This is a genomic window from Antribacter sp. NEAU-D49 (genome assembly GCF_057158775.1).
This window is the reverse complement of the sequence record NZ_JBXTSN010000024.1, coordinates 1-26,090: the sequence shown is the minus strand read 5'-3', so window position 1 is coordinate 26,090 and position 26,090 is coordinate 1. Positions and strand designations below refer to the sequence as shown.

The 26,090-nt window shown below is 74.9% G+C and carries 24 protein-coding genes; 10 read left to right on the top strand and 14 right to left on the bottom strand.

Features of this window, described 5'->3' with window-relative positions; all coding sequences use genetic code 11:
• Positions 1–67: 67 nt before the first annotated feature.
• The 3 genes from AC060K_RS17125 (at position 68) to AC060K_RS17115 (ending at position 4,510) form a co-directional block, all read left to right on the top strand.
• On the top strand, positions 68–934 hold the full coding sequence (locus AC060K_RS17125) for a DNA/RNA non-specific endonuclease (RefSeq protein WP_483763591.1): 867 nt from the start codon (positions 68–70) through the stop codon (positions 932–934).
• A gap of 69 nt (positions 935–1,003) precedes the next feature.
• The gene (locus AC060K_RS17120; protein WP_483763592.1) at positions 1,004–3,691 is read left to right on the top strand and encodes a phosphoenolpyruvate carboxylase; all 2,688 of its coding nucleotides are present in this window, start codon (positions 1,004–1,006) and stop codon (positions 3,689–3,691) included.
• 84 nt (positions 3,692–3,775) lie between these two features.
• Complete coding sequence (locus tag AC060K_RS17115) at positions 3,776–4,510, top strand: sirohydrochlorin chelatase (RefSeq protein ID WP_483763593.1); 735 nt, start codon at positions 3,776–3,778, stop codon at positions 4,508–4,510.
• 7 nt (positions 4,511–4,517) lie between these two features.
• Here the strand turns inward: AC060K_RS17115 and AC060K_RS17110 are convergent, their stop codons facing one another.
• The 9 genes from AC060K_RS17110 to AC060K_RS17070 form a co-directional block, all read right to left on the bottom strand.
• Entirely contained in the window at positions 4,518–5,279 is a 762-nt protein-coding gene (locus AC060K_RS17110) for a VOC family protein (RefSeq protein WP_483763594.1), read from the bottom strand.
• A gap of 40 nt (positions 5,280–5,319) precedes the next feature.
• Positions 5,320–6,261, bottom strand: a complete 942-nt coding sequence (locus tag AC060K_RS17105) for a 5'-3' exonuclease (protein ID WP_483763595.1) — start codon at positions 6,259–6,261, stop codon at positions 5,320–5,322.
• Positions 6,262–6,411: 150 nt separating this feature from the next.
• Complete coding sequence (crcB, locus tag AC060K_RS17100; RefSeq protein WP_483763596.1) at positions 6,412–6,801, bottom strand: fluoride efflux transporter CrcB; 390 nt, start codon at positions 6,799–6,801, stop codon at positions 6,412–6,414.
• Complete coding sequence (locus AC060K_RS17095) at positions 6,798–7,337, bottom strand: fluoride efflux transporter FluC (protein WP_483763597.1); 540 nt, start codon at positions 7,335–7,337, stop codon at positions 6,798–6,800. Before AC060K_RS17095 ends, crcB begins: the two co-directional genes overlap by 4 nt.
• Positions 7,334–7,804 (bottom strand): universal stress protein, encoded by a 471-nt coding sequence (locus tag AC060K_RS17090; RefSeq protein WP_483763598.1) that lies wholly within the window; start codon positions 7,802–7,804, stop codon positions 7,334–7,336. The genes AC060K_RS17095 and AC060K_RS17090 overlap by 4 nt, the downstream gene beginning before the upstream one ends.
• Positions 7,805–7,828: 24 nt before the next feature.
• Positions 7,829–8,860, bottom strand: a complete 1,032-nt coding sequence (locus AC060K_RS17085) for a sigma-70 family RNA polymerase sigma factor (RefSeq protein ID WP_483763599.1) — start codon at positions 8,858–8,860, stop codon at positions 7,829–7,831.
• 3 nt (positions 8,861–8,863) lie between these two features.
• Positions 8,864–11,092, bottom strand: a complete 2,229-nt coding sequence (locus AC060K_RS17080; protein WP_483763600.1) for a SpoIIE family protein phosphatase — start codon at positions 11,090–11,092, stop codon at positions 8,864–8,866.
• A gap of 76 nt (positions 11,093–11,168) precedes the next feature.
• Positions 11,169–14,309 carry a helix-turn-helix transcriptional regulator gene (locus AC060K_RS17075; protein ID WP_483763601.1) on the bottom strand — a complete coding sequence of 1,047 codons (3,141 nt, stop codon included), beginning with the start codon at positions 14,307–14,309 and terminating at the stop codon, positions 11,169–11,171.
• A gap of 89 nt (positions 14,310–14,398) precedes the next feature.
• Positions 14,399–14,617: a hypothetical protein gene (locus tag AC060K_RS17070; RefSeq protein WP_483763602.1), complete on the bottom strand. Its 219-nt coding sequence runs from the start codon at positions 14,615–14,617 to the stop codon at positions 14,399–14,401.
• A 293-nt stretch (positions 14,618–14,910) separates the two neighbouring features.
• On the opposite strand from AC060K_RS17070, the gene AC060K_RS17065 reads away from it, so the two are divergent.
• The 7 genes from AC060K_RS17065 to AC060K_RS17035 all read left to right on the top strand — a co-directional run bounded on the left by AC060K_RS17065 (position 14,911) and on the right by AC060K_RS17035 (position 22,180).
• The gene (locus tag AC060K_RS17065; protein WP_483763603.1) at positions 14,911–15,618 is read left to right on the top strand and encodes a hypothetical protein; all 708 of its coding nucleotides are present in this window, start codon (positions 14,911–14,913) and stop codon (positions 15,616–15,618) included.
• An 84-nt stretch (positions 15,619–15,702) separates the two neighbouring features.
• The gene (locus AC060K_RS17060; protein ID WP_483763604.1) at positions 15,703–16,074 is read left to right on the top strand and encodes a YciI family protein; all 372 of its coding nucleotides are present in this window, start codon (positions 15,703–15,705) and stop codon (positions 16,072–16,074) included.
• Between the two features lie 12 nt (positions 16,075–16,086).
• Positions 16,087–17,424 carry an RNA polymerase sigma factor gene (locus AC060K_RS17055; protein ID WP_483763605.1) on the top strand — a complete coding sequence of 446 codons (1,338 nt, stop codon included), beginning with the start codon at positions 16,087–16,089 and terminating at the stop codon, positions 17,422–17,424.
• A gap of 50 nt (positions 17,425–17,474) precedes the next feature.
• Positions 17,475–18,161 carry a TY-Chap2 family putative peptide chaperone gene (locus AC060K_RS17050; RefSeq protein ID WP_483763606.1) on the top strand — a complete coding sequence of 229 codons (687 nt, stop codon included), beginning with the start codon at positions 17,475–17,477 and terminating at the stop codon, positions 18,159–18,161.
• Between the two features lie 114 nt (positions 18,162–18,275).
• Positions 18,276–18,434: a hypothetical protein gene (locus AC060K_RS17045; protein ID WP_483763607.1), complete on the top strand. Its 159-nt coding sequence runs from the start codon at positions 18,276–18,278 to the stop codon at positions 18,432–18,434.
• Positions 18,421–19,734 carry a MalY/PatB family protein gene (locus AC060K_RS17040; protein WP_483763608.1) on the top strand — a complete coding sequence of 438 codons (1,314 nt, stop codon included), beginning with the start codon at positions 18,421–18,423 and terminating at the stop codon, positions 19,732–19,734. The genes AC060K_RS17045 and AC060K_RS17040 overlap by 14 nt, the downstream gene beginning before the upstream one ends.
• Before the next feature lie 205 nt (positions 19,735–19,939).
• Complete coding sequence (locus tag AC060K_RS17035) at positions 19,940–22,180, top strand: penicillin-binding transpeptidase domain-containing protein (RefSeq protein ID WP_483763609.1); 2,241 nt, start codon at positions 19,940–19,942, stop codon at positions 22,178–22,180.
• Positions 22,181–22,332: 152 nt separating this feature from the next.
• Here AC060K_RS17035 and AC060K_RS17030 read toward each other — a convergent pair whose 3' ends face one another.
• The 5 genes from AC060K_RS17030 to AC060K_RS17010 form a co-directional block, all read right to left on the bottom strand.
• Positions 22,333–22,776 (bottom strand): hypothetical protein, encoded by a 444-nt coding sequence (locus tag AC060K_RS17030; RefSeq protein WP_483763610.1) that lies wholly within the window; start codon positions 22,774–22,776, stop codon positions 22,333–22,335.
• Positions 22,777–23,049: 273 nt separating this feature from the next.
• On the bottom strand, positions 23,050–23,385 hold the full coding sequence (locus AC060K_RS17025; protein WP_483763611.1) for an SHOCT domain-containing protein: 336 nt from the start codon (positions 23,383–23,385) through the stop codon (positions 23,050–23,052).
• A 141-nt stretch (positions 23,386–23,526) separates the two neighbouring features.
• On the bottom strand, positions 23,527–24,192 hold the full coding sequence (locus AC060K_RS17020) for a response regulator (RefSeq protein ID WP_483763612.1): 666 nt from the start codon (positions 24,190–24,192) through the stop codon (positions 23,527–23,529).
• A complete protein-coding gene (locus AC060K_RS17015; protein ID WP_483763613.1) occupies positions 24,189–25,457 on the bottom strand; it encodes a sensor histidine kinase in 1,269 nt (422 codons plus the stop codon). The genes AC060K_RS17020 and AC060K_RS17015 overlap by 4 nt, the downstream gene beginning before the upstream one ends.
• A gap of 182 nt (positions 25,458–25,639) precedes the next feature.
• On the bottom strand, positions 25,640–26,090 hold a 451-nt coding region (locus AC060K_RS17010), incomplete at its 5' end, for an SRPBCC family protein (RefSeq protein ID WP_483766596.1).

Below are 26,090 nucleotides of genomic sequence, written 5' to 3'. Positions count from 1 at the left end.
GTGAATCCTGTCCAGAATTCACGCCCCAGCCATACCCACAACGCCTGAACCTGGTTGGCTGGGCGCCGTGACCGGCTACGATCCCGCATTCCTCGGGACCACCGTCCCGCTCCCCGTTCCCGGGCAGGCTGTCCGCCGCCTCGACTACACGCACTTCACGGTCCTCCTCGACCCGGCGCGCCGCCTCGCGGCGGTGACCTCCTGCGTGATCGACGGCGCCGGCCTGCGCGCGCTCCCGCGCTCGGGCAGGTGGCACCTCGACGAGCGGGTCCCCGTCCACGAGCAGGCCGGGCCCGAGCTGTACCGCAGCAACCCGCTCGACCGCGGGCACCTCGTCCGCCGGCTCGATCCCGTCTGGGGTGACCCCGAGACGGCCCGCCGTGCCAACGGCGACACGTTCTCGTACACCAACGCTGCTCCCCAGGTGGCGCGCTTCAACCAGTCGAAGGAGCTGTGGAACGGGCTCGAGGACCACGTCCTGGAGTACGCCGGAGCCCACGACCACCGCATCGTGGTCCACACGGGCCCCGTCCTGGCCGGCGACGACCCCGTCTACCGCGGCGTGGGCATCCCCCGGCTCTTCTGGAAGGTGGTGGTCTGGGCGCCCGGGCCGGAGGGTCTGGCCGCCACCGCCTTCGTGCTGGACCAGACGCCGCAGCTTGAGGACGCGGAGCTCGAGATGGTGACTGCCCAGGCGCTCGCCGCCGACAGGATCCCGCCGCTGGGCCCGTACCGCACGTACCAGGTACCGGTGGCCGACGTCCCGGCGCTCACCGGCCTGGACCTCGGGCCGCTGCGCGAGGCGGACGTGCTCTCCCGGGGCGAGCTGCCGCCGTCGGGCAGCGAGCGGGCGCCTGAGGTGACGATCCAGCGACTGCCGCGGGCGCGACGGTGGGCCCACCTGCGGACGAGGGAGCAGATCAGACTGGGGTGAGGAGATGTGCTGCCCATCACCCGGACGCCATGAGATCTTCAACCCCGGATCGGCATAAGGTCTAGTGCTGTGAGCGACACCGAACTCCAGACCGCCCGTGGCGTGGCTCGGCACGAGGTGCCGGACCTGCTGCGTGACGATGTACGCCTGCTCGGCGGGCTGCTCGGGACGATCCTGCGCGAGGCCGGCGGGCAGGACCTGCTCGACGACGTCGAGCGGCTGCGCGAGCTGACCATCCGTGCGTACGGCGACGGCGACGCCGCTGCCCTCGACGAGGCCGCCGCGCTCGTGGACGGCTTCGCCCTCGACCGGGCCGAGCAGGTGGCGCGCGCGTTCACGTGCTATTTCCACCTGGCCAACCTGGCGGAGGAGTACCACCGCGTGCGCGTCCTGCGGGCCCGCGAGGCGGAGACCCGGACCGGACCGGCCGTGCTCGAGGACACCCTCCCCGAGGCGTTCGCGCAGCTCACGGAGGAGGTGGGCCGTGAGGAGGCGCTGCGTCGTCTCGGCGAGCTCGAGTTCCGCCCGGTCCTGACTGCGCACCCCACCGAGGCGCGCCGTCGTGCCGTGAGCGGGGCGATCCGCCGGATCCACAGCCTGCTCGCCGAGCGGGACCTGCGCAGCCCGGGTGGTGTGTCCCTCGTCGAGAACGAGCGGCTGCTGCTCGCGGAGATCGACACCATGTGGCGCACGTCGCCGATCCGGGTGTCCAAGCCGACGGTGATCGACGAGGTCAAGACCGTCATGGGGGTGTTCGAGGCCACCCTGTTCGACGTCTTCCCCGACGTGTACCGCCGCCTCGACGACTGGCTGCTGGCGGAGGACGCGGGCCGGACCGCTCCCGTGGCACGCCCGTTCGTGCGGCTGGGATCGTGGATCGGCGGTGACCGGGACGGAAACCCCAACGTCACCGCCGAGGTGACCCGGCAGGCCGCCACGCTGGCGTCGGAGCACGCGCTGTCCGCGCTGGAGGGCGTGGCCCGCGAGGTGGGCCGCAAGCTGACGCTCGACCAGGACGGCACGCCGGCCTCCGCCGGGCTGAACGCGCTCTGGCAGCGGCTGCGGCAGCTGTCGGAGGAGGTGACGCAGCGGGCGTCCGCCGCGTCGCCGCGCGAGCCGCACCGGGCGGTGCTGCTCGCGATCGCCGAGCGGATCGCCGCCACCCGGACGCGCAACGCCGACCTCGCCTACGCGTCGGCCGAGGACCTCGAGGCCGACCTGCGCGTGGTCCAGGAGTCGCTCGTCGAGGCCGGGGCGCCGCGCGCCGCCTACGGCGACCTGCAGCGTCTCGTGTGGCAGGTCGAGACGTTCGGCTTCCACCTCGCGGAGCTCGAGGTGCGGCAGCACTCCCAGGTCCACGCCGCGGCGCTCGAGGAGATCGCCGAGAAGGGCACGCACGGGGACCTCTCCGAGCGCACTGCGGAGGTCCTCGACACCTTCCGGGCGCTGGGTGCCGTGCAGCGCCGCTTCGGTGAGCGGGCCGCCCGCCGGTACATCGTGTCGTTCACGCAGGCGCCCGAGCATCTCGCAGCCGTCTACCAGCTGGCCGAGGCCGCGTTCGAGGACCCGGCCGCCGCGCCGGTGCTCGACGCGATCCCCCTGTTCGAGACGTTCGCCGACCTCGAGAACAGCGTGGACATCCTCGAGGCCATGCTGGAGCTGCCGCAGGTTCAGACGCGGCTCGCGGCCAACGGCCGGCGGGTCGAGGTCATGCTCGGCTACTCGGACTCGTCCAAGGACGTGGGCCCCGTGTCCGCGACGCTCGCGCTGCACGACGCGCAGTCGCGCATCGCGGACTGGGCCCGCCGCCACGACATCACCCTCACCCTGTTCCACGGCCGCGGCGGGGCGCTCGGCCGTGGTGGCGGCCCCGCGAACCGCGCGGTGCTGGCCCAGCCGCCGCACTCGGTGGACGGCCGGTTCAAGCTCACCGAGCAGGGCGAGGTCATCCTGGCCCGCTACGGCGACCCCACCATCGCCGCGCGCCACATCGAGCAGGTCGCGGCCGCGACGCTGCTCGCGTCCGCGCCCTCCACGGAGAAGCGGAACGCGGAGACCGCAGCCAGGTGGGCGGGCCTGGCGACGGCGCTCGACGCGTCGTCCCGCGCCCGGTTCCACGAGCTGGTCCGCGCCGAGGGCTTCCCGCAGTGGTTCGCCCAGGTGACGCCGCTCGAGGAGGTGGGCCTGCTGCCCATCGGCTCGCGCCCCGCCCGCCGAGGCCTGTCCGTGTCGTCGCTCGACGACCTCCGCGCGATCCCGTGGGTGTTCTCCTGGTCGCAGGCGCGCATCAACCTCGCCGGGTGGTACGGCCTGGGCACGGCCCTGCGCGACTTCGGCGACCTCGACGCGCTGCGGGCCGCCCGTGCGGAGTGGCCGCTGTTCGCCACGCTGCTCGACAACGTCGAGATGTCGCTCGCCAAGACCGACGAGCGCATCGCCGCCAAGTACCTGGCGCTCGGCACGCGGGACGACCTCGCCCAGATGGTGCTCGACGAACTGCGCCTCACCCGCGAGATGGTGCTCAAGATCTCCGGCAACGCCTGGCCGCTGGCCGGCCGCCGGGTGCTGGGCCGCGCGGTCCAGCTCCGGTCGCCGTACGTCGACGCGCTGTCCCTGCTGCAGGTGCGGGCGCTGCGCGGGCTGCGCACGGGCGTGGACGGCTCCGCCACCGTGGACGGCGACTACGCCGGCCGGCTGCAGCATCTGCTGCTGCTGACCGTGAACGGCGTGTCGGCGGGCCTGCAGAACACCGGCTGACGCTGCCCCTCGGCGAGTTGTCAGGAGCTCTCCGGCGTATCCACCGGGGAGCTTCTGACACCTCGGGACCCGAAAGGACTTCACATGGAACCAGTGCTTGTCGGCACCTCGCACGGCACCGACGACCCAGCGGGGCAGCACGCCGTCCGTGCCCTGCTCGACGGCGTCCGCGCCGCCCGGCCGGGTCTGGACGTGCGTGAGGCGTTCGTGGACGTGCAGCAGCCCGAGGTCGCCGACGTGCTGGCCCAGGCCGTCGCGGACGCGGGCTCGGCGGTCGTGGTGCCGCTGCTGCTCTCGACCGGGTATCACGTCCGGGTCGACATCGCGGAGGCGGTGGCCGGGGTGAACGCGGCGTCGGAGGGCACCACGGCCGCGGCGGCCCAGCCGCTCGGCCCCGACGCGCGGCTCGTCGACATCCTCGCCGACCGCCTCGCGGACGTGGCTCCCCGGCCCGACGACGTCCTGGTCCTCGCGGCCGCGGGGTCGTCCGTGGCGGCCGCCGCCGACGCGGTCGAGGAGGTCGCGCGCGGCCTCGCCGAGCGCGTCGGCCGCCCGGTCGTCGCGTCGTACGGCGCGGGCGCCACCCCCCGGGTGCCCGACGCCGTCGCGGCCGCCCGGGCGTCGAGCGGCGCCGGGGCGCGGGTCGTCGTCGTGTCGTACCTCCTGGCCCCCGGCTACTTCCTCGACCGGGTGCTGGAGGCCGGGGCCGACGTGGTGAGCGAGCCGGTGGCCGGCGCGCCGTACGCCGAGAAGGCTGACGCGCGGCTGGTCGAGCTCGTGCTGGACCGCTACGACGCCGCGGTGGCGGCGCTGCGCTGACGGCTCGTCAGACGCCGATGATCTTGAACTGGGTGCCCTGCGGGTCGGCCACGGTGGCCAGCCGGCCGAACGGCGTGTCCGCCGGCGGCTCCAGCACCCGGCCGCCGAGCTCCTCAGCGTGCTTCGCCGTGGCGTCGGGGTCGTCGGCGCCGAGGTAGACCACCCAGAACGAGGGCACGCCGTCGGGCAGGAAGCCGGACGCGTCCATGATCCCGGCCCGGGCCGACTCGCCCTCGCCGAGCGTGGAGTACCGGAACTCCGCCGTGTCGCTCATGGTGTGGACGTCCCACAGCGCAGCCCTCGCGTAGAAGTCCAGGGCTGCGGCGTAGCCGGTCGTCATGAGCTCGTACCAGGCGGGCGCGCCGTGCTCCACGACGAGCTCGCTGCCGCGGTGGGTACCGGGCTGCCAGAATCCGACCTGCGCGCCGCTGGGATCGGACAGCCAGGCGTAGCGGCCCCGCGCGGCCACGTCCGCAGGCTCGGTGACCACCGTGGCGCCCGCCGACCTGGCGCGCGCGGTGGCCGCGTCGGCGTCCGCCGTCTGCAGGTAGACGGACCACCCCGCCTGCTCCGGGCTCTGCACCGGGGTGGAGCCGGCGACGGGCCGGCCGTCCTTGGCGAAGGTGCCGTAACCACCGAGCTCCGGCCCGGAGCCCTGGTGCTCCCAGCCGAACAGGGCCGTGTAGAACGGCACGGCGGCGTCCGGGTCCGTGGTGCAGAGCTCGATCCAGACGGGTGCGCCCTTGGGCAGCTCGGGAGTGGTCGGCATGGGGGTTCCTCCTGGGTGGGGCGGGTCGTGGACGGCGCGCTCAGCCGGCCGCGCGCGCGGCAAAGGCTGTGAGGACGCGGTCGACGCTGGACCGAAGACCCCAGCGCTCCGCGAGGGTGTCGAGCGCCGCTGGGTCGTGGGGTGCGGCCGGCAGCGTCGCGTCGACCTCTCCGACGGGGGCGTTCCGGGCGACGTGGACCACCGCCGGCGCGACCCGCAGGTAGTCGTCGGCCTCCTGGAGACGCCGGCGCTGGGTGGCGGTGAGCCCCGCGTCGCCCGAGTCCCGCGCGGCAAGGATGCCGGTGAGGTCGCCGTACTGCGCGAGCAGCTTGGCCGCCGTCTTCTCGCCGATACCGGGCACCCCGGGCAGGCCGTCGCTCGGGTCGCCACGGAGCAGCGCCAGGTCGGCGTACGCCGCGCCGGAGCGGATGCCGTACTTCGACTGGAGGAACGCGAGGTCCACCACATCGGGGTCCCGGACGCCCCGTGCGGGGTAGAGGACCCGCACGCCCGCCTCGTCGTCGACCAGCTGGAAGAGGTCGCGGTCGCCCGTCACGATGTCCACGTCGCCCGCGGCCGCGACCTCGTGGGCGGTGAGCGTGCCGATCACGTCGTCCGCCTCGTAGCCGGGGACGCCCACGCGGGCGATGCCGATCGCCCCCAGGACGTCGACGATCACCGGGATCTGTGCCGTCAGCGCGTCGGGGACCTCCTCGACGTCGGGGCTGGTGCCGTCGCCCGGGACGGCGACGCGGTGCGCCTTGTACGAGGGGATCGCCGCCACCCGGAAGGCAGGCCGCCAGTCGTCGTCCCAGCACGCGACCATGCGCTCCGGCCCGTGCTCCGTGACGAGCCACGCGATCGTGTCCAGGAGGCCGCGCACGGCGTTGACGGGCTGGCCGTCCGGCGAGCGCAGCGAGTCGGGCACGCCGAAGTAGGCGCGGAAGTACAGGCTGGCGGTGTCGAGGAGCATGAGGCTCATGCCCGTCAGCCTGCCACCCGCCACCGACACGGGCACGTCCGCGCGGCTGCTGGACGCGGCGTGCCCGCCGGCGTCCGCCGCACACTCCGTGATCAGGCGATCGTGCAGCGAATCCGGCCGGAAACGCTGCACGATCGCCTGGTCGCGACGTCAGAACAGCGTTCCCACGGCAATCCCGACGGCGACCGCGGCGACCGTCACCAGCAGCGTGCCGAGCACGGACGCGACCGCGAGCCGCAGCCGTCCCGACTGCGCGAGGCGCACGGCTTCCACAGTGGCTGTGGAGAACGTGGTGAACCCGCCGCACAGGCCGGTGGCGAGCGCGGCCCGCCAGGGTTCCACCGTTCCGTCCATGGCCTCCGGGCCCAGGAGGACACCCGTCACCACCCCGATGACGAGCGAGCCCAGCACGTTCACCGTGAAGGTGCCCCACGGGAAGCCTGCGCGCGCACGGGTCCGGACCTCGCCGTCCAGCACGAAGCGCGCCGCGGCACCCAGCGCGCCGCCGGCCGCGACGAGAGCGATCAGCAACGGGCTCACCGGCCTCCTCCCGCGTCCGTTCGCAGGTCCTTGCGCCGCCCGCCCCGGCCGGAGGGCCGCGCCCCGACGGCGATCCCCGCGACGCACGCCGCGGTGCCCACGATGATCGTCGTGGCGACGTAGCCGACGGCGCTCAGACCCCGCCCGCCGTCGAGCAGGGACCAGATCTCCAGCGCGAACGCCGAGTACGTGGTGAAGCCGCCGAGCAGCCCGGTGCCCAGGGCGAGCCGCAGCCCGCGCCGCCGCGGCGTCTCCGCGCCCGCGCGGCCGAGCCGTTCCAGGAGCCAGCCGAGGGCGAACGCGCCCACGACGTTGACCAGCAGGGTCGCGACGGGCCAGCCGGACACCGGCCACCCCGCTGCGGGCAGCGCGAGGGCCACCAGGTACCGGAGCACGGACCCGACCGCACCCCCGGCAGCGACGAGCCCGATCAGCGCGGGTTCCCGGTGCGGCGGCCGGCGGCCGGCCGGCGCTCGCAGACCGGCGCCCGGCTCGCCGCCGTGCCCACCGGCGCCACCGGGCGCGCGCCGCCTCACGACAGGTCGGGGGACGGCGCGCCCGGCGGCAGCACCACGACCGGCCGACGCTGGTCGTGCACGAGCCGGCCCGCGACCGTTCCGCCCACCAGGTGGGTCGTCCAGCTCCGCAGGCCCGCGCGCCGGGCGCCTACCACGATCATGACGGCGCCCACCTCGTCGGCCACGCGGGCAAGCTCCCGTGCGGGGTCGCCAGCAGTGCGTACGCAGCTCCACGGCAGCCCGACGTCTGCCATGGCCCGGCCCAGGCCGTCGAGCGGGTCGGCGCCGTACGCGTCGCCCGTCACGGCGATGTCAGGATCCACCGAGACGGTGAAGCCACCAGAGCTCGTGACCGCCGACTCGTCGACCCACACGCACACGAGCTCGACGAGGCTGCCGCCCAGGGACTGGACGAGCCCCGCCGCGCGCCGGGGGAGCTCCGGCTGCTTGTGGTCCACGCCGACCACCACGGATCGCACACTCACACCCCGAGGGTACGGGTGCGACGCTCAGTCGAGGTGCTCCGGCAGGCCGAACCGCGCGAACCACGTCGCCGTGTCGAGAAACGAGGTGATCCCGGTGACCTTCTCCCCGTCGTCGTCCAGCACCACCAGCGCCCACGGCGCGTGCCCGCCCGCGGGGTCGGGGCGGTACTGGCCGAACGCGAGCGACCCGTTGGCCCGTACCGGAAGGCAGCGCGAGCCCGCGCACTTCATCCCCGGCCCCAGCATCCAGCGCGTGATCGCCTCCGGTCCCTGCACCCACATCGTGTACGGCGGCATGTTGAGCACCGCGTCCTGCCGCAGGAGCCCCACCAGCGCGTCCATGTCGTACCGCTCGAACGCCTCGACATACCGCTCGAGGAGGGCGTTGTCCTCCGCGGCGTCGGGGCCGGCCACCCGCTCGGCCCGTGCCTCCGACCGGCTCAGGTCGCGGTCGGCGAGGGTGGCGCGCGCCCGCTGCAGGGCGCTGTTCACCGACGCGACGGACGTGTCGAGCAGCGTGGCCACCTCCGTGGCCGGCCAGCGCAGCACCTCACGGAGGATGAGCACGGCCCGCTGGCGCGAGGGCAGGTGCTGCAGCGCCGCGACGAACGCGAGCCGGACGGACTCGCGTGCCACCGCGGTGTCGGCGGGGTCGCCGGGGCCGGGCAGCACGTGGTTGTCCGGGACGGGCTCCACCCACGACTCCTCGGGCAGCACGTCGCCGAAGTTCTCCAGCACGGGCGTGGACGCCGGGCCCAGGCCCATCGGACGCTCACGCTTGGACCGGCTCGAGCCCAGCTGGTCGAAGCAGACGTTGGTGGCGATCCGGTAGAGCCACGTGCGGAGCGACGACCGGCCCTCGAACCGGTCGTACGACTTCCACGCACGAAGCATGGTCTCCTGCACGGCGTCGTCCGCCTCGAACGCGCCGCCGAGCAGCCGGTAGCAGTATCCGGTCAGCTCACGACGGTGCCCCTCGAGGGCCGACGACAGCTCGCCGTCCCGGAGGCCGGTGGACACCGTGCTCTCGGTCGTGGTGCTCGCTGTCTGTGTCATGACTCACACCGTACGCCGGGGTACTGACACGGTCCCGGGCTGGCGGTCCAGCTCGAACCAGACGGTCTTTCCCTTGCGCCTCGACCGCCTGCTCGCGCGGGTCGCGGGCTCCTGGTGGCGGTCCACGCCCCACCGCGACGCGAGCCGTTCGAGGAACTGGACGCCACGCCCGCCGAAGTCCCGGATCTTGGGCTCCCGCAGCTGCGGCTGGGCGGGGGACGAGTCGCGCACGCCGATCCGGACGCGCTCCTCGTCGACCTCGACCGTGGCGACGAACGGGGCCTCGCCGTGGTCCAGCGCGTTGGTCAGGACCTCGCTGGTCAGGAGCATGATGGTGCGGCGCTGGGTCAGCGGCACGCCGCACGCCTCCAGCACGTCGTCGACCCACAGCCGGGCGGGCGCGAGCTCGCTCAGCCGAGCGGCGACCTTGCGCTCGGCGAGCGCCGGGCCGGACGGCGACGGCGGGCCCGTCGGCGCCTGCACGCGCACGCGGACGGCGAGGACCGCCACGTCGTCGCGCTGCCGGTCGCCCACGAGCCGGCGCACCAGGGTGACCGGGAGCGCGGCCGTGGCCGTGGTGCTCAGGCGGGCGAACATGGCCTCGAGGTCGGACAGCCACTCGTCCGCGTTCCCGCCGCGCTGCTCCACGAGGCCGTCCGTGTAGAGCAGCAGCGTCTCGCCGGGCCGCAGCACCGTGACGTGGTCAGTGCGCGCGACCGACGGCTTCACGCCGAGCATGAGGTCGGGCATCGAGCTGAGCCGCTCGATCCGGCCGTCGGCCCGCAGGACCAGCGGCGGCGGATGGCCCGCGTTGGACCAGGTCAGCTCGTACGCCCCCGAGTCGGGCCCGGTGTGGCGGTCGAGCCGTGCCACCACGGCCGTGCCGGTCGCACCGAGCCCGAGCCCCGCGTTCGCGCGGTCGAGCAGGGTGAGGAGGGCCGACGGCGACTCGTCGTGGCTCCACGCGAGCGCCCGCAGCAGCGACCGGAGCTGCCCCATCTTGGCCGCCGCGCGCATGTCGTGGCCGGTGACGTCGCCGATCATGAGCAGCACCGCGTCGTCGTCCACCTGCACCGCGTCGTACCAGTCGCCGCCCACCTGGTCGCCGCGTGCTGCCGGCGAGTAGGTGCACGCCAGGTCGAGCCGTGAGACGTCGGGCAGCTTGGAGAGCATGGAGAGCTGCAGCGTCTTGGCGGCCTCGCGCCGCTCGTCGAGCAGCCGGGCCCGCTCGAGCGCGTGGGCCGTGTAGTGCGCCAGCGCGGATTCCAGCGCGAACGTGTCCTCGTCCGGCTCGCGGTCCTGCTCCCACACGAACGAGATCACCGCGATGACCGACCCGCCCGCGGTCACGGGCAGGTAGGAGCGCGCTCCCATGCTCGCGTCCACGTTCCCCCGGGAGCGGGGGAAGGCGTGCATCATCTCCTCGGTGGTGCGGAAGAACAGCGACTCCCCGGTGCGCACCACCTGGGCGCACGGCCGCGGGTCCTCGATCCGCGCGTGCCGGTACCCCGCCGGGAGGCCGGGCTCGGTGTGCAGCAGGGACACGTAGGTGAGGCCTCGCCGGTCGTTGTCCGTGAGAGCCAGCGCGCAGTAGCGCGCCCCGATGCCCGTGGTGGCGACGTCGGCGATGACCTCCTCGATCTCGTCGACCGTGGTGGCGTCGGCGAACGCCTCGCTGAGCGACAGGAGGAAGCGGCTGCGCCGGTTCGCGCGCACGGCGGCCTGCTGGATGCGGCGCGACCGCTCACGCTCGGCCCGCATCCGCAGCTCCGCGGTGCACGCGGCGGCGAGGTCGGCGAGGCCCTCCAGGTCTTCCTCCCGCCAGCGCCGTGGCCGGGTGTCCATGGCGCAGAGGGCGCCCACGGCCCGGCCCCTCAGGTCGAAGACGGGGTAGCCGGCGTAGGCACCCAGGCTCATCTCGCGGACCACGTAGCTGTCGCCGTGCTCGGGGTCCGCACGCGTGTCGTGGACGACGACGGGCGCCCCCGTGCGGATCACCTGCTGGCTGAACGGGGCGGGGCTCAGGAAGCGGCGTTCCGTCTGGAACGGTTCGAGCAGGCCCTCGGCGCCCGGGTACACGTAGCCGCCCGGGACGGCGAAGGCGACCATCGCCATCGGCACCCGCAGCTGACGGCGGACCAGCCGCGCGAACCGGTCGAAAGCCTCGTCCGCCACGGCGTTGCCCAGGCCGACGTGCACGAGCTCGCGCACAGCCTGGAGATCCGTCGGCACCTGCCCAGTATTGATGGAAAGGCCCCACTGCGCGAGAGATGCACCCAGGTCAGCGCAGTGCCGTCCGGGAGCGCGCTCAGACCTGGAGCAGGCCGCGCTGGTGCGCCAGGCTCACGGCCTCCGCCCGCCCGGACGCCCCGAGCTTCGCGAGCACGTTGGACACGTGGACGCTGACCGTCTTGGTCGAGATGAAGAGGCGCTCGCCGATCTGCCGGTTGGACAGTCCCTGCGCCACGAGGGTCAGCACCTCCTCCTCGCGGTCCGTGAGGGCCGACGTCGTCGCGTGGCGCACTCCCGGCAGGTCCAGCCGGCCCCGGCGGGCCAGGGCACGGACGGCCTGAGCCAGGGGAACGGCGCCCATGGCCTCCGCCTCGGTGAGGGCCTCGGTGGCCTCCACCCCGGCGAGCTCGCGCTCGCCCGCGCCGAGGAGGGCCTCGGCCCACCGGTACCGCGAGCGGGCCACCTCGTACCGGTAGCCGAAGCCGAAGGCCGTCACCGTCTCCTGCCACTGGCGCGCCGCCGCGCGCCACGCCGAGGGCTCGTCGGGGACGCCGCCGGTCTCGTCGGGGACGCCGCCGGTCTCGTCGAGGGGCGGCAGGCCCGCGATCGCCCGGAGACGGGCGTTCTCCGCGGCGGCTCGCTGGAGCCACGCCCGCCCTTCGGGGCCCAGGACGCCCCCGCGCGGTCGCCCTCGCTGGGCGGTCTCTCGCGCCACGGCGAGGAGGGCGTCCCCGCGCGCCACGCGGTCCGGGTCGGCGCGCCCCGGACCGGGGTCGGAGTCGGCGGCGTCGGCCAGGGCGGCGATGGCGAGCGCCGACAGCCACACCCGCCCCAGGAAGAACTCCGACCACACGGCGCCCAGGTGCGCGGTGAGCTCCTCGCCGATGGTCACGGCCTCGTCGTAGCGGCCGGCCCAGGTGAGCGCGTCCACGAGGCACCCGCCCGCCACGAGGGCGATCATGCCGTCGTGGTCCCACCCGGACCGCAGGGCGAACCCGCGCTCCACCACGTCGGCGTCGCCACGCGCGACGGCCGCGTACATGCCGGAGCCCGCCAGCCACGGAGCCGCCTCGGGGGTCACGTCCCCCACCGGCCGGTCCGTGAGGTCGCCCAGGAAGTACCGGCACACCTCGCCCACCACCCGCAGCTCCATCGCCGCCCCGCTCCACCCGAGGCCCAGCTCCTCGGCCCGGGACAGCGCCTTGTCCAGGACCTCCTGGGCCGTGTCGAGGTGGCCCGCGTAGAAGCGGTTGGCCGAGATGTTGTACCAGCAGCGCAGCTCGGTGAAGACCTCGCCGGCGTCGGCCGCACGCTGCCGGGCGGACTCGAGCAGCCGGACGGACTCGTCGGCGTCGTCCACGAGGAGCACGGCGAGCGTGGTCAGCGCGTCGGCCTCGGCCCCCGGGTCCGGGACCGCGCGCGCCACCTCGATCGCCTGCTCCGCGACCCGCCGGGACTCGTCGTCCTGCTCGCTGCCCTCCCGGGCGAGGTACATGGCGGCACGGGCCCGGATCGCGAGCGTCCAGGCTCTCGCCGACGACGACTCCTCCGGGAGTGCGGCCAGCGCCGCGGCCGTCTGCTCCATGGACTCCTCGACCGCCCCCGCGGTGTCGAGGTCGAGCAGACGGCGGGCCAGGACGTGGCGGGCCGTGGCCTGCCGCACCGGGTCGTGGGCCAGGGCGTCCACCGCGCGCCGAGCGAGCCGGACGGACCGGTTGCTGTGGCCCGCCCGCGCGGCGGCGTCGCTGGCGGCCAGAGCCACGTCGACCTGGTCCTCGCCGAGCAGGCCGGCGGCGCCAGGAACCGAGTCCCACAGGTTCAGCACCTGCTCGAGGTGCCGGAGCTGCTCCTCGGGCGCGAGGATGCGGGCGGCACGGCGGGCGGCGTCCCGCGACGCGACGAGCGCCGTCGGCAGGTCGTGCGCCTGGAGCGCGTGGTGCGCGCGCTCTGCCGGCGAGCCGAGCGGCTGCCCCGACGGGCCGTCCTCGGCGAGTGCCGCCAGGTATGCGCGATGTGCGGCCGCGCACTCGCCCGGCAGCAGGTCCAGGTACAGGGCCTCGGCGAGCAGGGCGTGCCGGAACGCCAGGTATCCGTCCTCCACGCCGAGCACCTGGTGGGCGACCGCCTCGCGCAGGGCGGCGTCGATCCGCTCCGTGGCACCAGGTGCCGCGGCACCGGCCGAGGGGGACCCGGCCACCGCCCCGCCGGGGCCGGGCGTGCCCGGGGCGAGCGCGCTCGGGGCGGGCGCGCTCGGGGCGAGCGCCACCCCGTCGGGCGTCCCGGGCGGGCGCAGGCGGAGGGCGGCGGCCCGCAGGACGTCCTCGCGGACCCGGCGCCCGGCGACGGACGCGAGCCGCACGACCTGCTGCACCGCGGCGTCGAGGCGTTCGAGGCGCGCGTGCAGCACGTCTGCCAGGGACCAGGGCAGGCCACCCTCGGGGCCCGCCTCCAGCAGCTCCTCGGCGAAGAACGCGTTGCCCTCGGACCGGACGCGCACCTCTTCGAACGCACCGACGGTGAGGGGCTCGCCTGCCAGGGCGGTGGTGAACTCCCGCAGCTCGTCGGTGGTGAACGGCGCGAGGTCGACCCGCTCGGTGCTCGGGTCCCGGTGCAGCTCGGCCAGGAGGCGGCGCAAGGGGTGCCGGCGGTCCACGTCGTCCGTGCGGTACGAGACGACGCACGCGACGTGCTGGGACCGCAGCCGCGACACGATGAAGCGGAGGGCGTCACGGGACGACGCGTCGGCCCAGTGCATGTCCTCCAGGACCAGCAGCAGGGGGCGCCCGGCCTCGCCGGCGGCCTCCAGGCTGCGCACGATCCCGTCGAAGAGCTGCAGGCGCTCACCGTGGTCGGCCTCGCCGCCGCCGCCCGGCTCGAGCAGGCGCCACAGCGCGGGCCGTTCAGCCACGAGGCTCTGCACCCGTGCGGCGACCTCGGGCCCCGCCCCGCCGCCCTGGAGCTGCGTCAGGGCCTCGGTGAAAGGGAGATAGGGGATGCCGACCTCGCCGAGGTCGACGCAGTGCGCGGTGACCACGACCGCCCCGGCGCGACGGGCCTGCTCCGTGACGTGGGCGAGCAGCCGGGACTTGCCCACCCCGGCGTCGCCACCCAGCAGCAGCACCCCCGGCTTTCCCACGGCGGCGCGCTCGACCGCCGCGAGAAGGGCGGCAGCCTCCTCGCGGCGGGCGACCAGCGGTACTCCGGCAGACCTGCGCATGCCGTCATCGTGCCACCGGTCGCCCACATCGAGGGCGGGCTTTTCCACAGGTGCGATGGTCACAGGTGGGGTGGTCACAGGTGCGGCCGTCACGCGAACCGGCGCCCGTGCGTCTTCCGGACGCCGCCGTGCGCCCCCCCGGACTCGCTCGCGGCTTCCCGTCCCGCCCCGGCGACCTTCGCCGCGACCCGCCGGCCTGCGCGCACGACCCCGCCCCACCGGCCGGAGCCCCGGCCGTAGGCGGACCGAGCCTGCTCCTGGCGGTATGCCACCTCGGCGTCGAGCGCCGGTCCGAACAGCGTGCTCATGATTCCTCCTGCGTCCTCGGCAGGCCGTATGCCTCCCGATGACCACGACTCTCGTCCTGAGTCGGGGGCCCGCGGATCGGGAGGTCGCGCAGTCGTGGCCGGTCAGGGGCGTGCTCAGGTGGTCTGAGGTACCTCAGACGGCGCCCGGGGTGCGGGACCGCGAGGTCTGAGGCAGCATCGGACGAGTCGGGCACGCTCCGACCTTCTGCACATCCAGGGCCTGCCAGCCGTTGCGATCCGCGTCACAGCGGTCGCACACTGGAAGAGGCACCAACCTCGACGGGGGTGGACTCGTGACTGGAACCGAAGCAGGACCGTACGACATCTTGCCGATGCTCGGCCGTGGCAAGCACAGGAACCCGAAGAAGGGCGCGTGCTTCATGGAGCTGGCGTCTTATCTCGCCGGCGAGCGGTGGAGCGATCACCCGCAGTGCACGCACCCGCTGATCGCGATGCTCGCGCGCGCGGTGAACGACCTCACCTCGGACCAGGCCCGGCCCCAGCTGGCCCCGCTGATCCCGTCCGTGATCGGTCTGACCAGCGACGACCCGCGGTGGGACGTCCAGATCGCCCTCCACGCGGCGCAGGCGGCGCTGCCGGTGGCCCCCGCGGACCGCCAGCAGACCCTCGCCGTGGCCATCCTGGGCAGCGAGCGCATGCTCGACGCCCTCGACGGCCGTCCGGAGGGCACGCTGGCGCCCGCGAGCCGGGACGCCCTGGCCACCGTGCCGCGCACCGCGGCCTGGGCGGAGCGCTTCTGCGCGGGCACCACCGTGCGACCCAAGCGGTTCGTGCGGGACGCGGCGCCGAGCGTGGTCTCGACGGCGGTGCAGGGCATCTCGGAGGCCTTCGTCCCGGACGTGGACGACCGGCTCCGGACGCTCCTCAGCGAGACGATCTCCGAGGCGCGTCGCTGGGCGGGCATCGTGGAGGAGGAGCCGGTGACGCTGGAGCCGCAGGTCTGGGAGCCGGTGGTCAAGCCGGCGCCCGCGGGCGTCTGACCCGCCCGGGCGCCTGTCGACCGGGACCCTTCCGGATCGTCATGGTGGTGTCCGAGCACCACCGACGACCCGGAGGACCGACCCATGCGATACACCCTGCTCCTGCACTACCCCGAGATGACGGCGGCCGACCTGGGCCCCGACGTCCAGGCCGACGGCGAGCGCGCCTTCCAGGCCTATGCGGCGGCCCTCGACGAGGCGGGCGCGCTGATCTCGGCCGAGGTGCTGCAGCCCTCGAGCGCCAGCACGACGGTCACCCTGCGCGACGGCGAGCTCCGCGTCCAGGACGGCCCCTTCGCGGACACGAAGGAGCAGCTCGGCGGCACCTTCGTGATCGACGTGCCCGACCTGGACTCCGCGCTCGCCTGGGCCCGGAAGGCGCCCAGCGCCCAGTGGGGCACGGTCGAGGTGCGTCCCTCGGCCACCCACTACGCCGACGGCGCCTGGACGCGCTGAGTGCACGGCGTCGTGACCCCTGCTCCCGGCGGGCCGACCGCCGGGGGTGAGGGTCCGCCGTCGGGCACGGTGCTCGCCCGGGCGGAGCTGGTGGCCCGCACGTCGTACGGGCGCCTCCTGGCGCTCCTCGCGGCCCGCGACGGCGACATCGGGCGCGCCGAGGACGCCCTCGCCGACGCGTTCGAGCGCGCCCTGCGGACCTGGCCGGCCGACGGCGTGCCCGCCAACCCGGAGGGCTGGCTCCTCACGGTGGCGCGCAACCGGCTCCGCGACCTGTACCGGTCGGCCACCTTCCGCAGCGGCCCGCTGCCCGACGACGCCGCGCTCGCCTCGGTCCTGCGCGTCCCCGCGGACGGTGCGGACCCGGGCGCCCCGGCCGACGCGGCGCTCGGCGAGCTGCCCGACCGGAGGCTCGCCCTGCTGTTCGTGTGCGCCCACCCGGCGGTGGAGCCCGGCATCCGGACGCCGCTGATGCTGCAGACGGTGCTGGGCGTCGAGGCGCGCGACGTCGCTGCTGCGTTTGCCGTACCGCCGGCCGCCATGGCGCAGCGGCTGGTCCGCGCGAAGCGGCGCATCCGCGACACCGGCATCCCGTTCCGCGTGCCGGGGACCGAGGAGCTTCCCGACCGGCTGGGACCGGTGCTCGAGGCCGTCTACGGCGCGTACGCCGTGGACTGGCGCGGTGACGCGCCCGAGGTCCGGACGTCGCTCGGCGGCGAGGCGCTGCATCTCGCGCTGCTGCTCACGGACCTGCTGCCCCGCGAGCCCGAGGTGCTCGGCCTGGCCTCGCTCCTCTGCCACTCCGTGGCGCGGGCGCCCGCACGCGTGGTGGACGGCGAGCTGGTGCCGCTCGACGAGCAGGACCCCCGCCGCTGGGACGGCGGCCTTGTCCGGAGGGGCGACGTCCTCCTGGAGCGGGCGCGCCGGGTCGGTGGCCTCCGCCGGGTCGGCCGGTTCCAGCTGGAGGCCGCCGTCCAGTCGGCCCACGCCGACCGCGCCCGGACCGGGAGGACCGACTGGGCCGCCCTGCTGGTGCTGCACCGGGCGCTGGTCCGCGTGGCGCCCAGCCTCGGTGCACGGGTGGCGCTCGCGGCGGTCCTCGGCCGGACGGACGGTCCCGCCGCGGGCCTCGCCGAGCTCGACCGGGCCGACGGCCCCGTACCGGCGACGTTCCAGCCGGGCTGGGCCGTGCGCGCCCACCTGCTCGCCGAAGCGGGAGACCCGGCGGCGGACGAGGCGTACGCCCGCGCGATCGGCCTCACCACCGACCCGCACCTGCGGCGGCACCTGGAACGACGGCGTGCCGCCGCACTCGGCGCGACCCCGGACGGCGAGCCCCGCGGCGGGTGAAAGGCAGGGCCGGCATGGTCCTTCCAGGGAGTTACCTGTACGGTCCGGGCGTGACCCCTGCTGCCCGCTGGTGGGTCGAGCACGCATCCTGGTTTCTCGCGACTGAGCTCGTCCGCCGACATCCCGCGTGCTCCGTCGTGCACGTGCGCTCTGCCGACGGCCTGTCCGACCGCATCTGGATCGGAGGCTGGACGGGCGCCGCGTCGTCCCCCGTGTTCGTCCAGCGGTGGGCTCTCGACCGCCTGGGCAGCACCCTGCACGTCGGCCGCGAGATGCGGCTCGTCGTCACCGAACCGTGGTTCGAGATCGTCCGCGACGAGCCCACAGCCCTCGTGGACGTGCTCGAGGAGGCGGCCGGGTTCCCGGTCACCGTCGACGTGCGCCCGCCGTCCGCCCGGACCCTGACCTACCAGGTGATCTGCCACCTCCAGGCGGTGACGGTGATGACGCCGGACCGCATCGTGGGCCGCTCCGTCGTGGTCGACGAGGCCGGGACCGGCCGCCTCGACGCGCCCCCGGAGTTCCAGGGCGTCATCGCCGCGCTCGCTCCCGCGGGGGCACCCGCCGAGGCCTACCGGTTCTGGGTCCTGGAGCAGCACGGCAAGCCCGTGGCGCTCCTCCACGACTCCGGGCTCGCGTGGACCGGAGGCGCGCAGCACGACCTGGCGGCGCTCTTCCACACGCACGGTCGCCTGCAGCCGCTGGTGCACTCGGTGTTCGGCGACCTGCTGCCCTGACGCTGCTTGACCTGCGATGTCACGAACGGGTGACGTTTCGCTCCCTCACCAACGGATCAGGGTGCTCGTGCGTCTTGGTCAGTGATGGACGGCACGTCGAACCAGGAGTGGACCATGACCGCGACGCTGACGCAGGACGAGCGTGACCTCCGCCGGATGGAGATCCTGAACCGTCGGCAGCAGCAGCGCCTCCTCGCGCTCGCCGCCTCCCGCGCCCGGTACACCCCGCTCCCCGTGGTGCGGCGCGTATCGTGGCGGCGTGCGGACGCCTGACCTCACCACCACCCCGCTGGACGCGCTCGGCCTGGACGAGCTCCGGCGTCGGACCTCTGTCAAGTGGCGCGCCTTCGCGCCCGACGTGCTGCCGATGTTCGTCGCGGAGATGGACACGCCTGTGGCTCCGGTCGTCGCGGAAGCGGTCGGACGGGCGCTCGCGGCCGGCGACCTCGGCTACGACCACGGCCGCACCTATGGTGAGGCGCTCGCCGAGCTCGCCGAGCGGCGCTGGGGCTGGACGGTGGACCCCGCCCGGACGCGGACCGTCGCCGACGTCATGGTCGGCGCCATGGAGCTCCTGCGGGTGCTGACCGGACCGGGCGACGCCGTCGTGGTGACCCCGCCCGTGTACGCACCGTTCTACGGGTTCGTGCGCAACGAGGGCCGCCAGGTGGTCGAGGCGCCGCTGCGCGACGGCCGGCTCGACCTCGCCGCGCTCGAGACCGCTTTCGACCGCGCGGTGAACCCCCACGGACCCGGACCTGGGGCGGGGCGTCGCGCCGTCCTCCTGCTCTGCAACCCGCACAACCCGACCGGCACCGCGCACACGCGCGAGGAGCTGGCCGCGACGCTCGCGCTCGCCGCGCGCTACGGCGTGCGGGTCGTCAGCGACGAGATCCACGCGCCGATCGCGGGCTACGCCGGGATGCCCGACGGCGGCGCGGCTGGGCTCGCGCTGCCAGGCGGCAGCGGGGGTGGTGGCGGCCGTGGCGCGCCGGCCGCCGGGGCCGTCGGGGCTGCGGGGCCCGCGCCGGCCGCCGCGTGGGACGACTTCGTGCCGGTGCTCGCCGTGCCCGGGTCGGAGCCGGCGATCGCGCTGCACTCCGCCTCCAAGGCGTACAACCTCGCCGGGATGCGGGCTGCCGTCGCGGTCGCGGGGCCCGATGCGGTGGCCGACCTCCGGCGGGTGCCCGAGGAGGCGGACCACGCGGTCAACCACCTCGCGGTCCTCGTCCACGCCGCCGCCTACCGCGACACGTCCGACTGGCTGGACCGCGTGCTGGCAGGGATCGCCCGCAACCGCACGCTGCTCGACACCCTGATCGCCGAGCACGCGCCGGAGCTTCGGCATCGTGCGGGCGGGGCGACGTACCTCGCCTGGGTGGACGCCACCACCGCCCTGCCTGACGTGTCGCCGTACCGGTTCTTCGTCGACCGGGCGCGGGTCGCCCTGGGTGACGGCGCGACGTTCGGCGGCGGTGGCCAGGGGCACGTGCGGGTGAACCTTGCGACGAGCGCGGAGATCCTCACCGAGGCCGTCCAGCGGCTGGGGCGGGCGCTCGACGAGCGTCGCTGAGGCGACGCGGCGCGTTGCGGTGTGCCGGCGCGGCCGAGGACAACCTTGTGCAGGCAACGGGGTTGCGTTGCCTGCACAAGGTTGTTCTCGGCCGGTGCGGGCCGGTGCGGGCCGGTGCGGGCCGGTCATGGCCGGCGCGTGGCGGCGGCGTGGTCTGTCGGCCTCCGTTACTCTCACCCGCGTGGGCCCAGAGTCGAGCTATCCCGTGAATCAGTCCGGACCCGGCACGCCGGGGTACGCCGGTGTGCCCGGACCGCCGTCCGGCGCCGGGCAGCCCGGCGCGCACCCAGGCGGGGCGTACCCGCCGGGCGTGCCGGGCCAGGGGTACCCGGGCCCGGGCCACCCCGGCGGCGGGTACCCGGGCCAGGGGCAGCCGGGCGGGCCGGGTTACCCCGGCGGGCCTGGCCACCCCGGCGGGCCTGGTTATCCGGGTGGGCCCGACGTCTTCGGTCCCCAGGGCGGGCCGGAGCAGCCGGCGAGCCCTGCCCGTCCGGCGCGATCACGCGGCAAGGTCGTGGCCGCGGTGGTCTCCGCCGTCGTTCTCGTGGCGGCCGCCGTCCTCGTCTGGTTCCTCTTCTTCCGCGGCCCGTCGGTCCCTGAGCCGCAGGACGCCGCCGACGCGCTGGCGGCCGCGCTCGAGTCGGGCGACGTGTCCGGCGTCCCCGTCCACACCACCACCTCCGTGGTGCCCCAGGAGCAGTACACGGCCGTCTTCGAGCAGCTCACCGCCGCCGTCGGCGACCGCGGCCACAGCGTCTCCGTCGCCGACCTCGAGGAGGTCACCGAGGGCGACGACGCCGGCAAGCGGGCCACCGCGACCCTCCAGTGGTCCTGGCCGGTCACGACCGAGGCCGCCTGGGACTACACCACCCGGGTCGACCTGGCCTACGCGGAGCCGGCGGACGGCGAGGAGACCGGTGAGTGGGTAGCCACCTGGGACCCCACCGTCCTGGTCCCCGAGCTGCAGGCCGGGGAGCGGCTGGCGGTCGACCGCACCATGCCGCAGCGCGGTGAGATCCTCGGCGCCGGCGGTGCCAAGATCGTCACGGCCCGCACGGTCTACCGCGTGGGCATCGACAAGTTCAACCTCACGGCGGACCAGTGGGACAGGTCGGCCCGGGCACTCGCCGCCCTCATGCCGGAGCTCGACGCGGACAGGTTCGCCGCGGCCGTCCGGGACGCGGGCGAGAAGGCCTACGTCGAGGCGTACCCGGTCCGGGAGGGCGACACCAGTCACGACCTGGGGGCGATCCGGTCGGTGCCCGGCGTCCTGGTGCGCGAGGACATCCAGCACCTGGCCCCCAGCTCCGACTTCGCGCGACCGGTCCTGGGCCGGTCCGGCGAGGCGACCGCCGAGCTCATCGAGAAGTCCGAGGGCAAGATCCAGCAGGGCGACCAGGTGGGCCTGTCGGGGCTGCAGCTCCAGTACGACGAGCAGCTGCGCGGCGTCCCCGGCGTCGCGGTCACGGTCCAGCCCGCCGAGGAGGCGGCCGAGGGTGCCGAGCCGCGGCAGGTGTTCGCCGTCGAGCCGGTCGGCGGGACGCCCCTGCAGACCACCCTCGACGTCGACATCCAGGCGCGTGCCGAGGCTGTTCTCGCGGGTGTGGCCCCGGCCAGTGCGATCGTCGCCATCCGGCCCTCCACCGGTGAGGTCGTCGCCGCCGCGAACGGGCCGGGCAACGACCAGCAGAACTTCGCGCTGCTCGGCCAGTACCCGCCCGGCTCGACGTTCAAGATCGCGACCACGCTCGGGATGCTGCGATCCGGCCTGACGCCGTCGTCGACCGTCTCGTGCCCCACGGAGATCAGCGTGGACGGGCGGACGTTCCAGAACGTGCCCGGATACCCCACGAGTGCGCTCGGCGAGATCCCCCTGGCCACGGCGTTCGCCCATTCCTGCAACACGGCGATGATCGGGCAGCGTGAGACGGTGAGCCAGCAGGCGCTCCATGACTCCGCGGCCGCTCTCGGTCTGGGCGTCGAGTCGGCTCTGGGGACGGGCGGCTTCTTCGGGAGCGTCCCCACGGAGGCAGGTGCGACCACGCACGCGGCCTCGATGATCGGCCAGGGCGAGATCCTGGCGTCGCCGCTCGCGATGGCGAACGTGGCCGCCAGCGTCGCGGCAGGACACCGGGTGGCGCCGGTGCTGGTGCCGTCGGAGGAGCCGGCCGCTCCGGCGTCGGACGGCGTGACCGCCGAGGAGGCGGCCTCGCTCCGCGAGCTGATGGCCGGGGTGGTGCGCGAGGGCTCCGCGCAGGTGCTGCAGAACGTGCCGGGCATCGTGGGGGCCAAGACCGGCACCGCCGAGCACGGCGACAACTCCGGCCCGCCGCACGTCTGGATGGTGGCGATCGCCGGTGATCTGGCCGTGGCCGTGTTCGTCGCGGAGGGCGAGTTCGGGTCCACCACGGCCGGGCCGATCATGCAGGCGTTCCTGGGCGGCTGAGCGCGGGCGAAGCCCCCTCACCCTGCTGGTGGGGGACCAGGTGCCCGGCCGGGCGCCGCAGACGACGAGGCCGCCGGACCCTTCGTGGGGGTCCGGCGGCCTCGTCGGTCCTGCGGCACGCCCGGGCGGCGGTGGTGCCCGGTGGTGCCGGGTCAGCCCGTGTAGCCGGCGGTCTCGCAGGCGGCGGAGTACTCGTCCACCGCGGTGGTGACGGCGGCCGGGTCTGCCACGGTGCCCTCGATCGCCTGGTCGAAGGGCAGCTTGATGGGCTCGAGGTAGGCGGCGGTCTCGTCGTCCACCAGCGGGATGAGGGCGGCGAGGCGCTGGCTCGCGCTGGTGACCGGACCCGTGCTGGTCTCGTCGAGCGGGGCGGCGACGAGCGGGGCCGCCGTCTGGATGTACGAGTTGAGCGACCCCTCACCGTAGAAGAAGGTGCGGCAGGCACCGACGGTGTCGTAGACGGCCGAGGAGGTCTCGCTCGCGGTGGCGGACGGGCTCGCGGTGGTGGCGTCGTCCGTGGTGGCACCCTCGTCCGAACAGGCGGCGAGGAGCAGAGCAGAGGTCAGGACCGCGGTAGCGGCAAGGTACTTACGCATGCTAACGATTTGATCCCGTGGCGGGGCTCGTTCGCAAGTCGATATCGAAACGATCCGAGCGAGATGCCCGGCTTCTTGCGGGTGGTCCGGGTCTGGTGTGGTCAGGTTCACGTCTGCGGGTCACACCGGTGGCTGCGCGTCCGCGCCCTGGACCGTGTGATCGGCAGTTCGGTGCGTGTTCGGCAGTTCGAACTGCCGAACACGCACCGAACTACCGATCACACGGTCGGAGCCCGGGCCCCGGGGCCCGGGCCCCCGGCCCGCGGGCTGGGGTCAGGCGTCGGTGGGTGGCGTGCCTGGCGACCTCAGCGCTGCCAGCCGTGACCGGAACTCCGGCTCGTCGATCTCACCGCGGGCGAACCGCTCGGCGAGGATCGCGACCGGGTCGCTGCCGGCCATGGGCGGATAGCCCGGGTAGCCCTGGTGGCCCGCCCACGGCGGCGGGCCGGCGTGGCCCCGGCCGAGACCGTTCCGCGCCCGGCGCGCGAACAGCACGATCAGCGTGGCGAACAGCAGGAACCAGAGCAGGGGGAAGACGAACCACCAGGGGCCCGGGCCCCAGTGACCGTGCGGCCCGGACGCGACGGCGTCCGCGAGGGTGGTGAGCATCTCGACCTCCAGTGTCGGTCGCGCCGGACGGTCCGGCGGGAACCCCTCAAGGCTCCCGTCCGACGCCGGGCGGCGCGTCGGCCTGCCGTACCGTCCCGCGTACCGCCCTGGTACCGCCTGTGCGCGAGGTCTGAGGCCTGCTCACCCCGCCCAGCCCGGCCGAACCAGGCCCGCCTCGTATGCCAGCACCACGAGCTGTGCCCGGTCGCGCGCACCGAGCTTGGTGAGCACCCGGGACACGTGCGTCTTCACCGTGGACTCGGAGAGGTACAGCCTGGCGGCGATCTCGTCGTTGGCGAGCCCGCCCGCCACCTCGACCAGCACCTCCCGCTCGCGCGGCGTGAGCTCGTCGAGGCCCGGCACCGGCGCGACGGCGCGGGTGGCCTCGGCGACCCGCGCCAGCAGCCTCCGGGTCACCGTGGGCGAGAGCAGCGCGTCGCCCGCCGCGGCGACCCGCACCGCGCGCACCAGGTCGGCCGGCTCCGTGTCCTTGACGAGGAAGCCCGACGCCCCGGCCCGGATCGCCTCGGTCACGTACTCGTCGAGCTCGAACGTGGTCACGACGACCACGTGCACGCCCGAGGCCCGTGGCGACGCCACGATCCGGCGGGTCGCCTCCAGGCCGTCGAGCCCCGGCATGCGGATGTCCATGAGGACCACCTGGGGCAGGTGCTCGAGCGTGAGTCGCACGGCGTCGTCGCCGGTGGCGGCCTCGGCCACGACCCGCATGTCGTCCTCGGAGTCCACGAGGGCCCGGAAGCCTCCCCGGACGAGCGCCTGGTCGTCGGCCAGCAGGACGTCGATCACGTGTCTCCCTCGGTCGTGGTGCGCGCGTGGACGGGCAGGACGGCCCGGACCTCCCAGCCCGGGCCGGGGTCGCGCGGCCCGGCCTCCAGCGTGCCGCCAGCCCCCTCGACGCGCTCCCGCATGCCGAGCAGCCCGTACCCGGGCGAGGGTTCCGCCCGGGGTGCGCGGCCGTCGTCGGACACCGTGACCTCCACCGTGCCGCCCTGGCGGCGAACCACGACGTCGACGCGGGTGGCGCCCGCCGCGTGGCGGCGCACGTTGGTGAGCGACTCCTGGACCACGCGATGGACCACGCCGGCGAGACGGTCGGGCAGGTCGTGGGCGGCGGGGTCCACGTCGAGCGCGACGGCGACGTCGGCGCGGGCCTGGGCGGCGAGCCGCTCCAGGCTCGCGAGGTCCCACGTGGGGGCGAGGGGAGCGTCGTCCCGGACGATGCCCAGCACCTCACGGACCTCGTCGAGGGCGTCGCGGCTCGTGTCGCGGATGTTGGTGAGGGCTGTCCGGGCCTGGCCGGGGTCGCGGTCGAGCAGGTGCAGCCCGACCCCCGCCTGGACGGTGATCGCGGAGAGGGAGTGCGCGAGGACGTCGTGCAGCTCGCGGGCGATCCGGAGGCGTTCGGCGGTCACCGCGGTGCGCTCCCGTTCCGCCGCGCTGCGGAGCTCCGCCTCCCGGGCCGCGGCCAGGCGCCCGGCGCGGTCGCGGACCGTGCCCGCCACGAGCAGCACCACCGCGACCCAGGCGCCACCGGCGACGAGGGACGCGGGGCTGGGGTTGCCGGGCGCGGTGCGCAGCAGGCCGGCGACAGCGACCGTGACGCCGAGCAGCGCGGCTCCCGACCACGCCACCCACCGGCCGCGGGCCGACGGACCGCTGAGGAGCGCCCCGACCAGCACCGTCACCGGACCGACCAGCACAGGCCCCCACGCGTACCCCAGGGTGAGGAAGAGGCCCGCCGCGGCGGTCGACGCAGCCACCGCGACGACGGGGCGACGCGGCAGCAGGAGCACCAGGGCCAGCGGCGGGACGAGCAGCAGGGCGAGCCCGAGGCCGTCGGGGGGCGCCCCGAGGGACTCCCACGTCCCGGGGTTCCACCGGCCACGACCCGGTCCGCTGCCTCGGCCTGGTCCGGCCCACGGGCCGTGCGCCGCGCCGAACGAGCCCAGCACGGTGACCACGAGGGCGAGGACGGCGAGGAAGATCCGCGGACGACGGCGGTCCAGCGGACCGGTGAGGCGGTCCGAGGGACCGGCCGGGCCGGGCATCATGCCAGCACGCTACGCCGCCGGCCGGTGCGACGCGTCGTCCTGCGGTGCCGGGCGGGGTGGTCCCGTGGTGCCGGTCGGTTGGTCGCCGAGACAGTGCGCTCGTCGGACGAGGTGACTGTCTCTGCGGGGCAGCGGGGCGGCGGGGCGGCGGGCGCCGCGGGCCGGCGGGGCGGCGGGCGCGGTCACCCCTCCCGGACCGCGTCCAGCACCCGCGGGTCCTGGCAACCGCGCGCGAAGCCCGCGATCCGCCGGTCGATGTCCTTGCGCAGCAGGACGACGCCGACCCGCTCGGCGAGCGGCGCGAGCCAGCGCGGACGGCAGCTGAAGGAGTACCGCCAGACGGCGCGCGTGCGGCCGTCGGGCTCGGGGGTGAACCGCCAGCCCGCGGCGAAGTGCTGGAAGAACCAGCTGCCCGTGAGCATCTTCATGCCGACGTTCCGGGGCGGGTTGTACGACACGTACTCGCTCGTCATCCGCAGCCCCGAACGGTGCGTGGTGGCGACGCGGACCCCCTTGGCCGGGCGGGCGGCGCCGTCGAGCAGCCGCTGCCGCCGGATGAACGGGTCCCAGAGGAGCCGCACCTCGCCCGTGGTCTGCGACACCGCGTAGGCGGTGTCGACGTCGACGGGGACG

Excerpts from the sequence above, each read along its gene's own strand:
- AC060K_RS17115 (WP_483763593.1), top strand. The coding sequence starts at position 3,776 with ATGGAACCAGTGCTTGTCGGCACCTCGCACGGCACCGACGACCCAGCG.
- AC060K_RS17110 (WP_483763594.1), bottom strand. The coding sequence starts at position 5,279 with ATGCCGACCACTCCCGAGCTGCCCAAGGGCGCACCCGTCTGGATCGAG.
- AC060K_RS17105 (WP_483763595.1), bottom strand. The coding sequence starts at position 6,261 with ATGAGCCTCATGCTCCTCGACACCGCCAGCCTGTACTTCCGCGCCTAC.
- AC060K_RS17085 (WP_483763599.1), bottom strand. The coding sequence starts at position 8,860 with ATGACACAGACAGCGAGCACCACGACCGAGAGCACGGTGTCCACCGGC.
- AC060K_RS17075 (WP_483763601.1), bottom strand. The coding sequence starts at position 14,309 with ATGCGCAGGTCTGCCGGAGTACCGCTGGTCGCCCGCCGCGAGGAGGCT.
- AC060K_RS17070 (WP_483763602.1), bottom strand. The coding sequence starts at position 14,617 with ATGAGCACGCTGTTCGGACCGGCGCTCGACGCCGAGGTGGCATACCGC.
- AC060K_RS17060 (WP_483763604.1), top strand. The coding sequence starts at position 15,703 with ATGCGATACACCCTGCTCCTGCACTACCCCGAGATGACGGCGGCCGAC.
- AC060K_RS17045 (WP_483763607.1), top strand. The coding sequence starts at position 18,276 with ATGACCGCGACGCTGACGCAGGACGAGCGTGACCTCCGCCGGATGGAG.
- AC060K_RS17030 (WP_483763610.1), bottom strand. The coding sequence starts at position 22,776 with ATGCGTAAGTACCTTGCCGCTACCGCGGTCCTGACCTCTGCTCTGCTC.
- AC060K_RS17025 (WP_483763611.1), bottom strand. The coding sequence starts at position 23,385 with ATGCTCACCACCCTCGCGGACGCCGTCGCGTCCGGGCCGCACGGTCAC.
- AC060K_RS17015 (WP_483763613.1), bottom strand. The coding sequence starts at position 25,457 with ATGATGCCCGGCCCGGCCGGTCCCTCGGACCGCCTCACCGGTCCGCTG.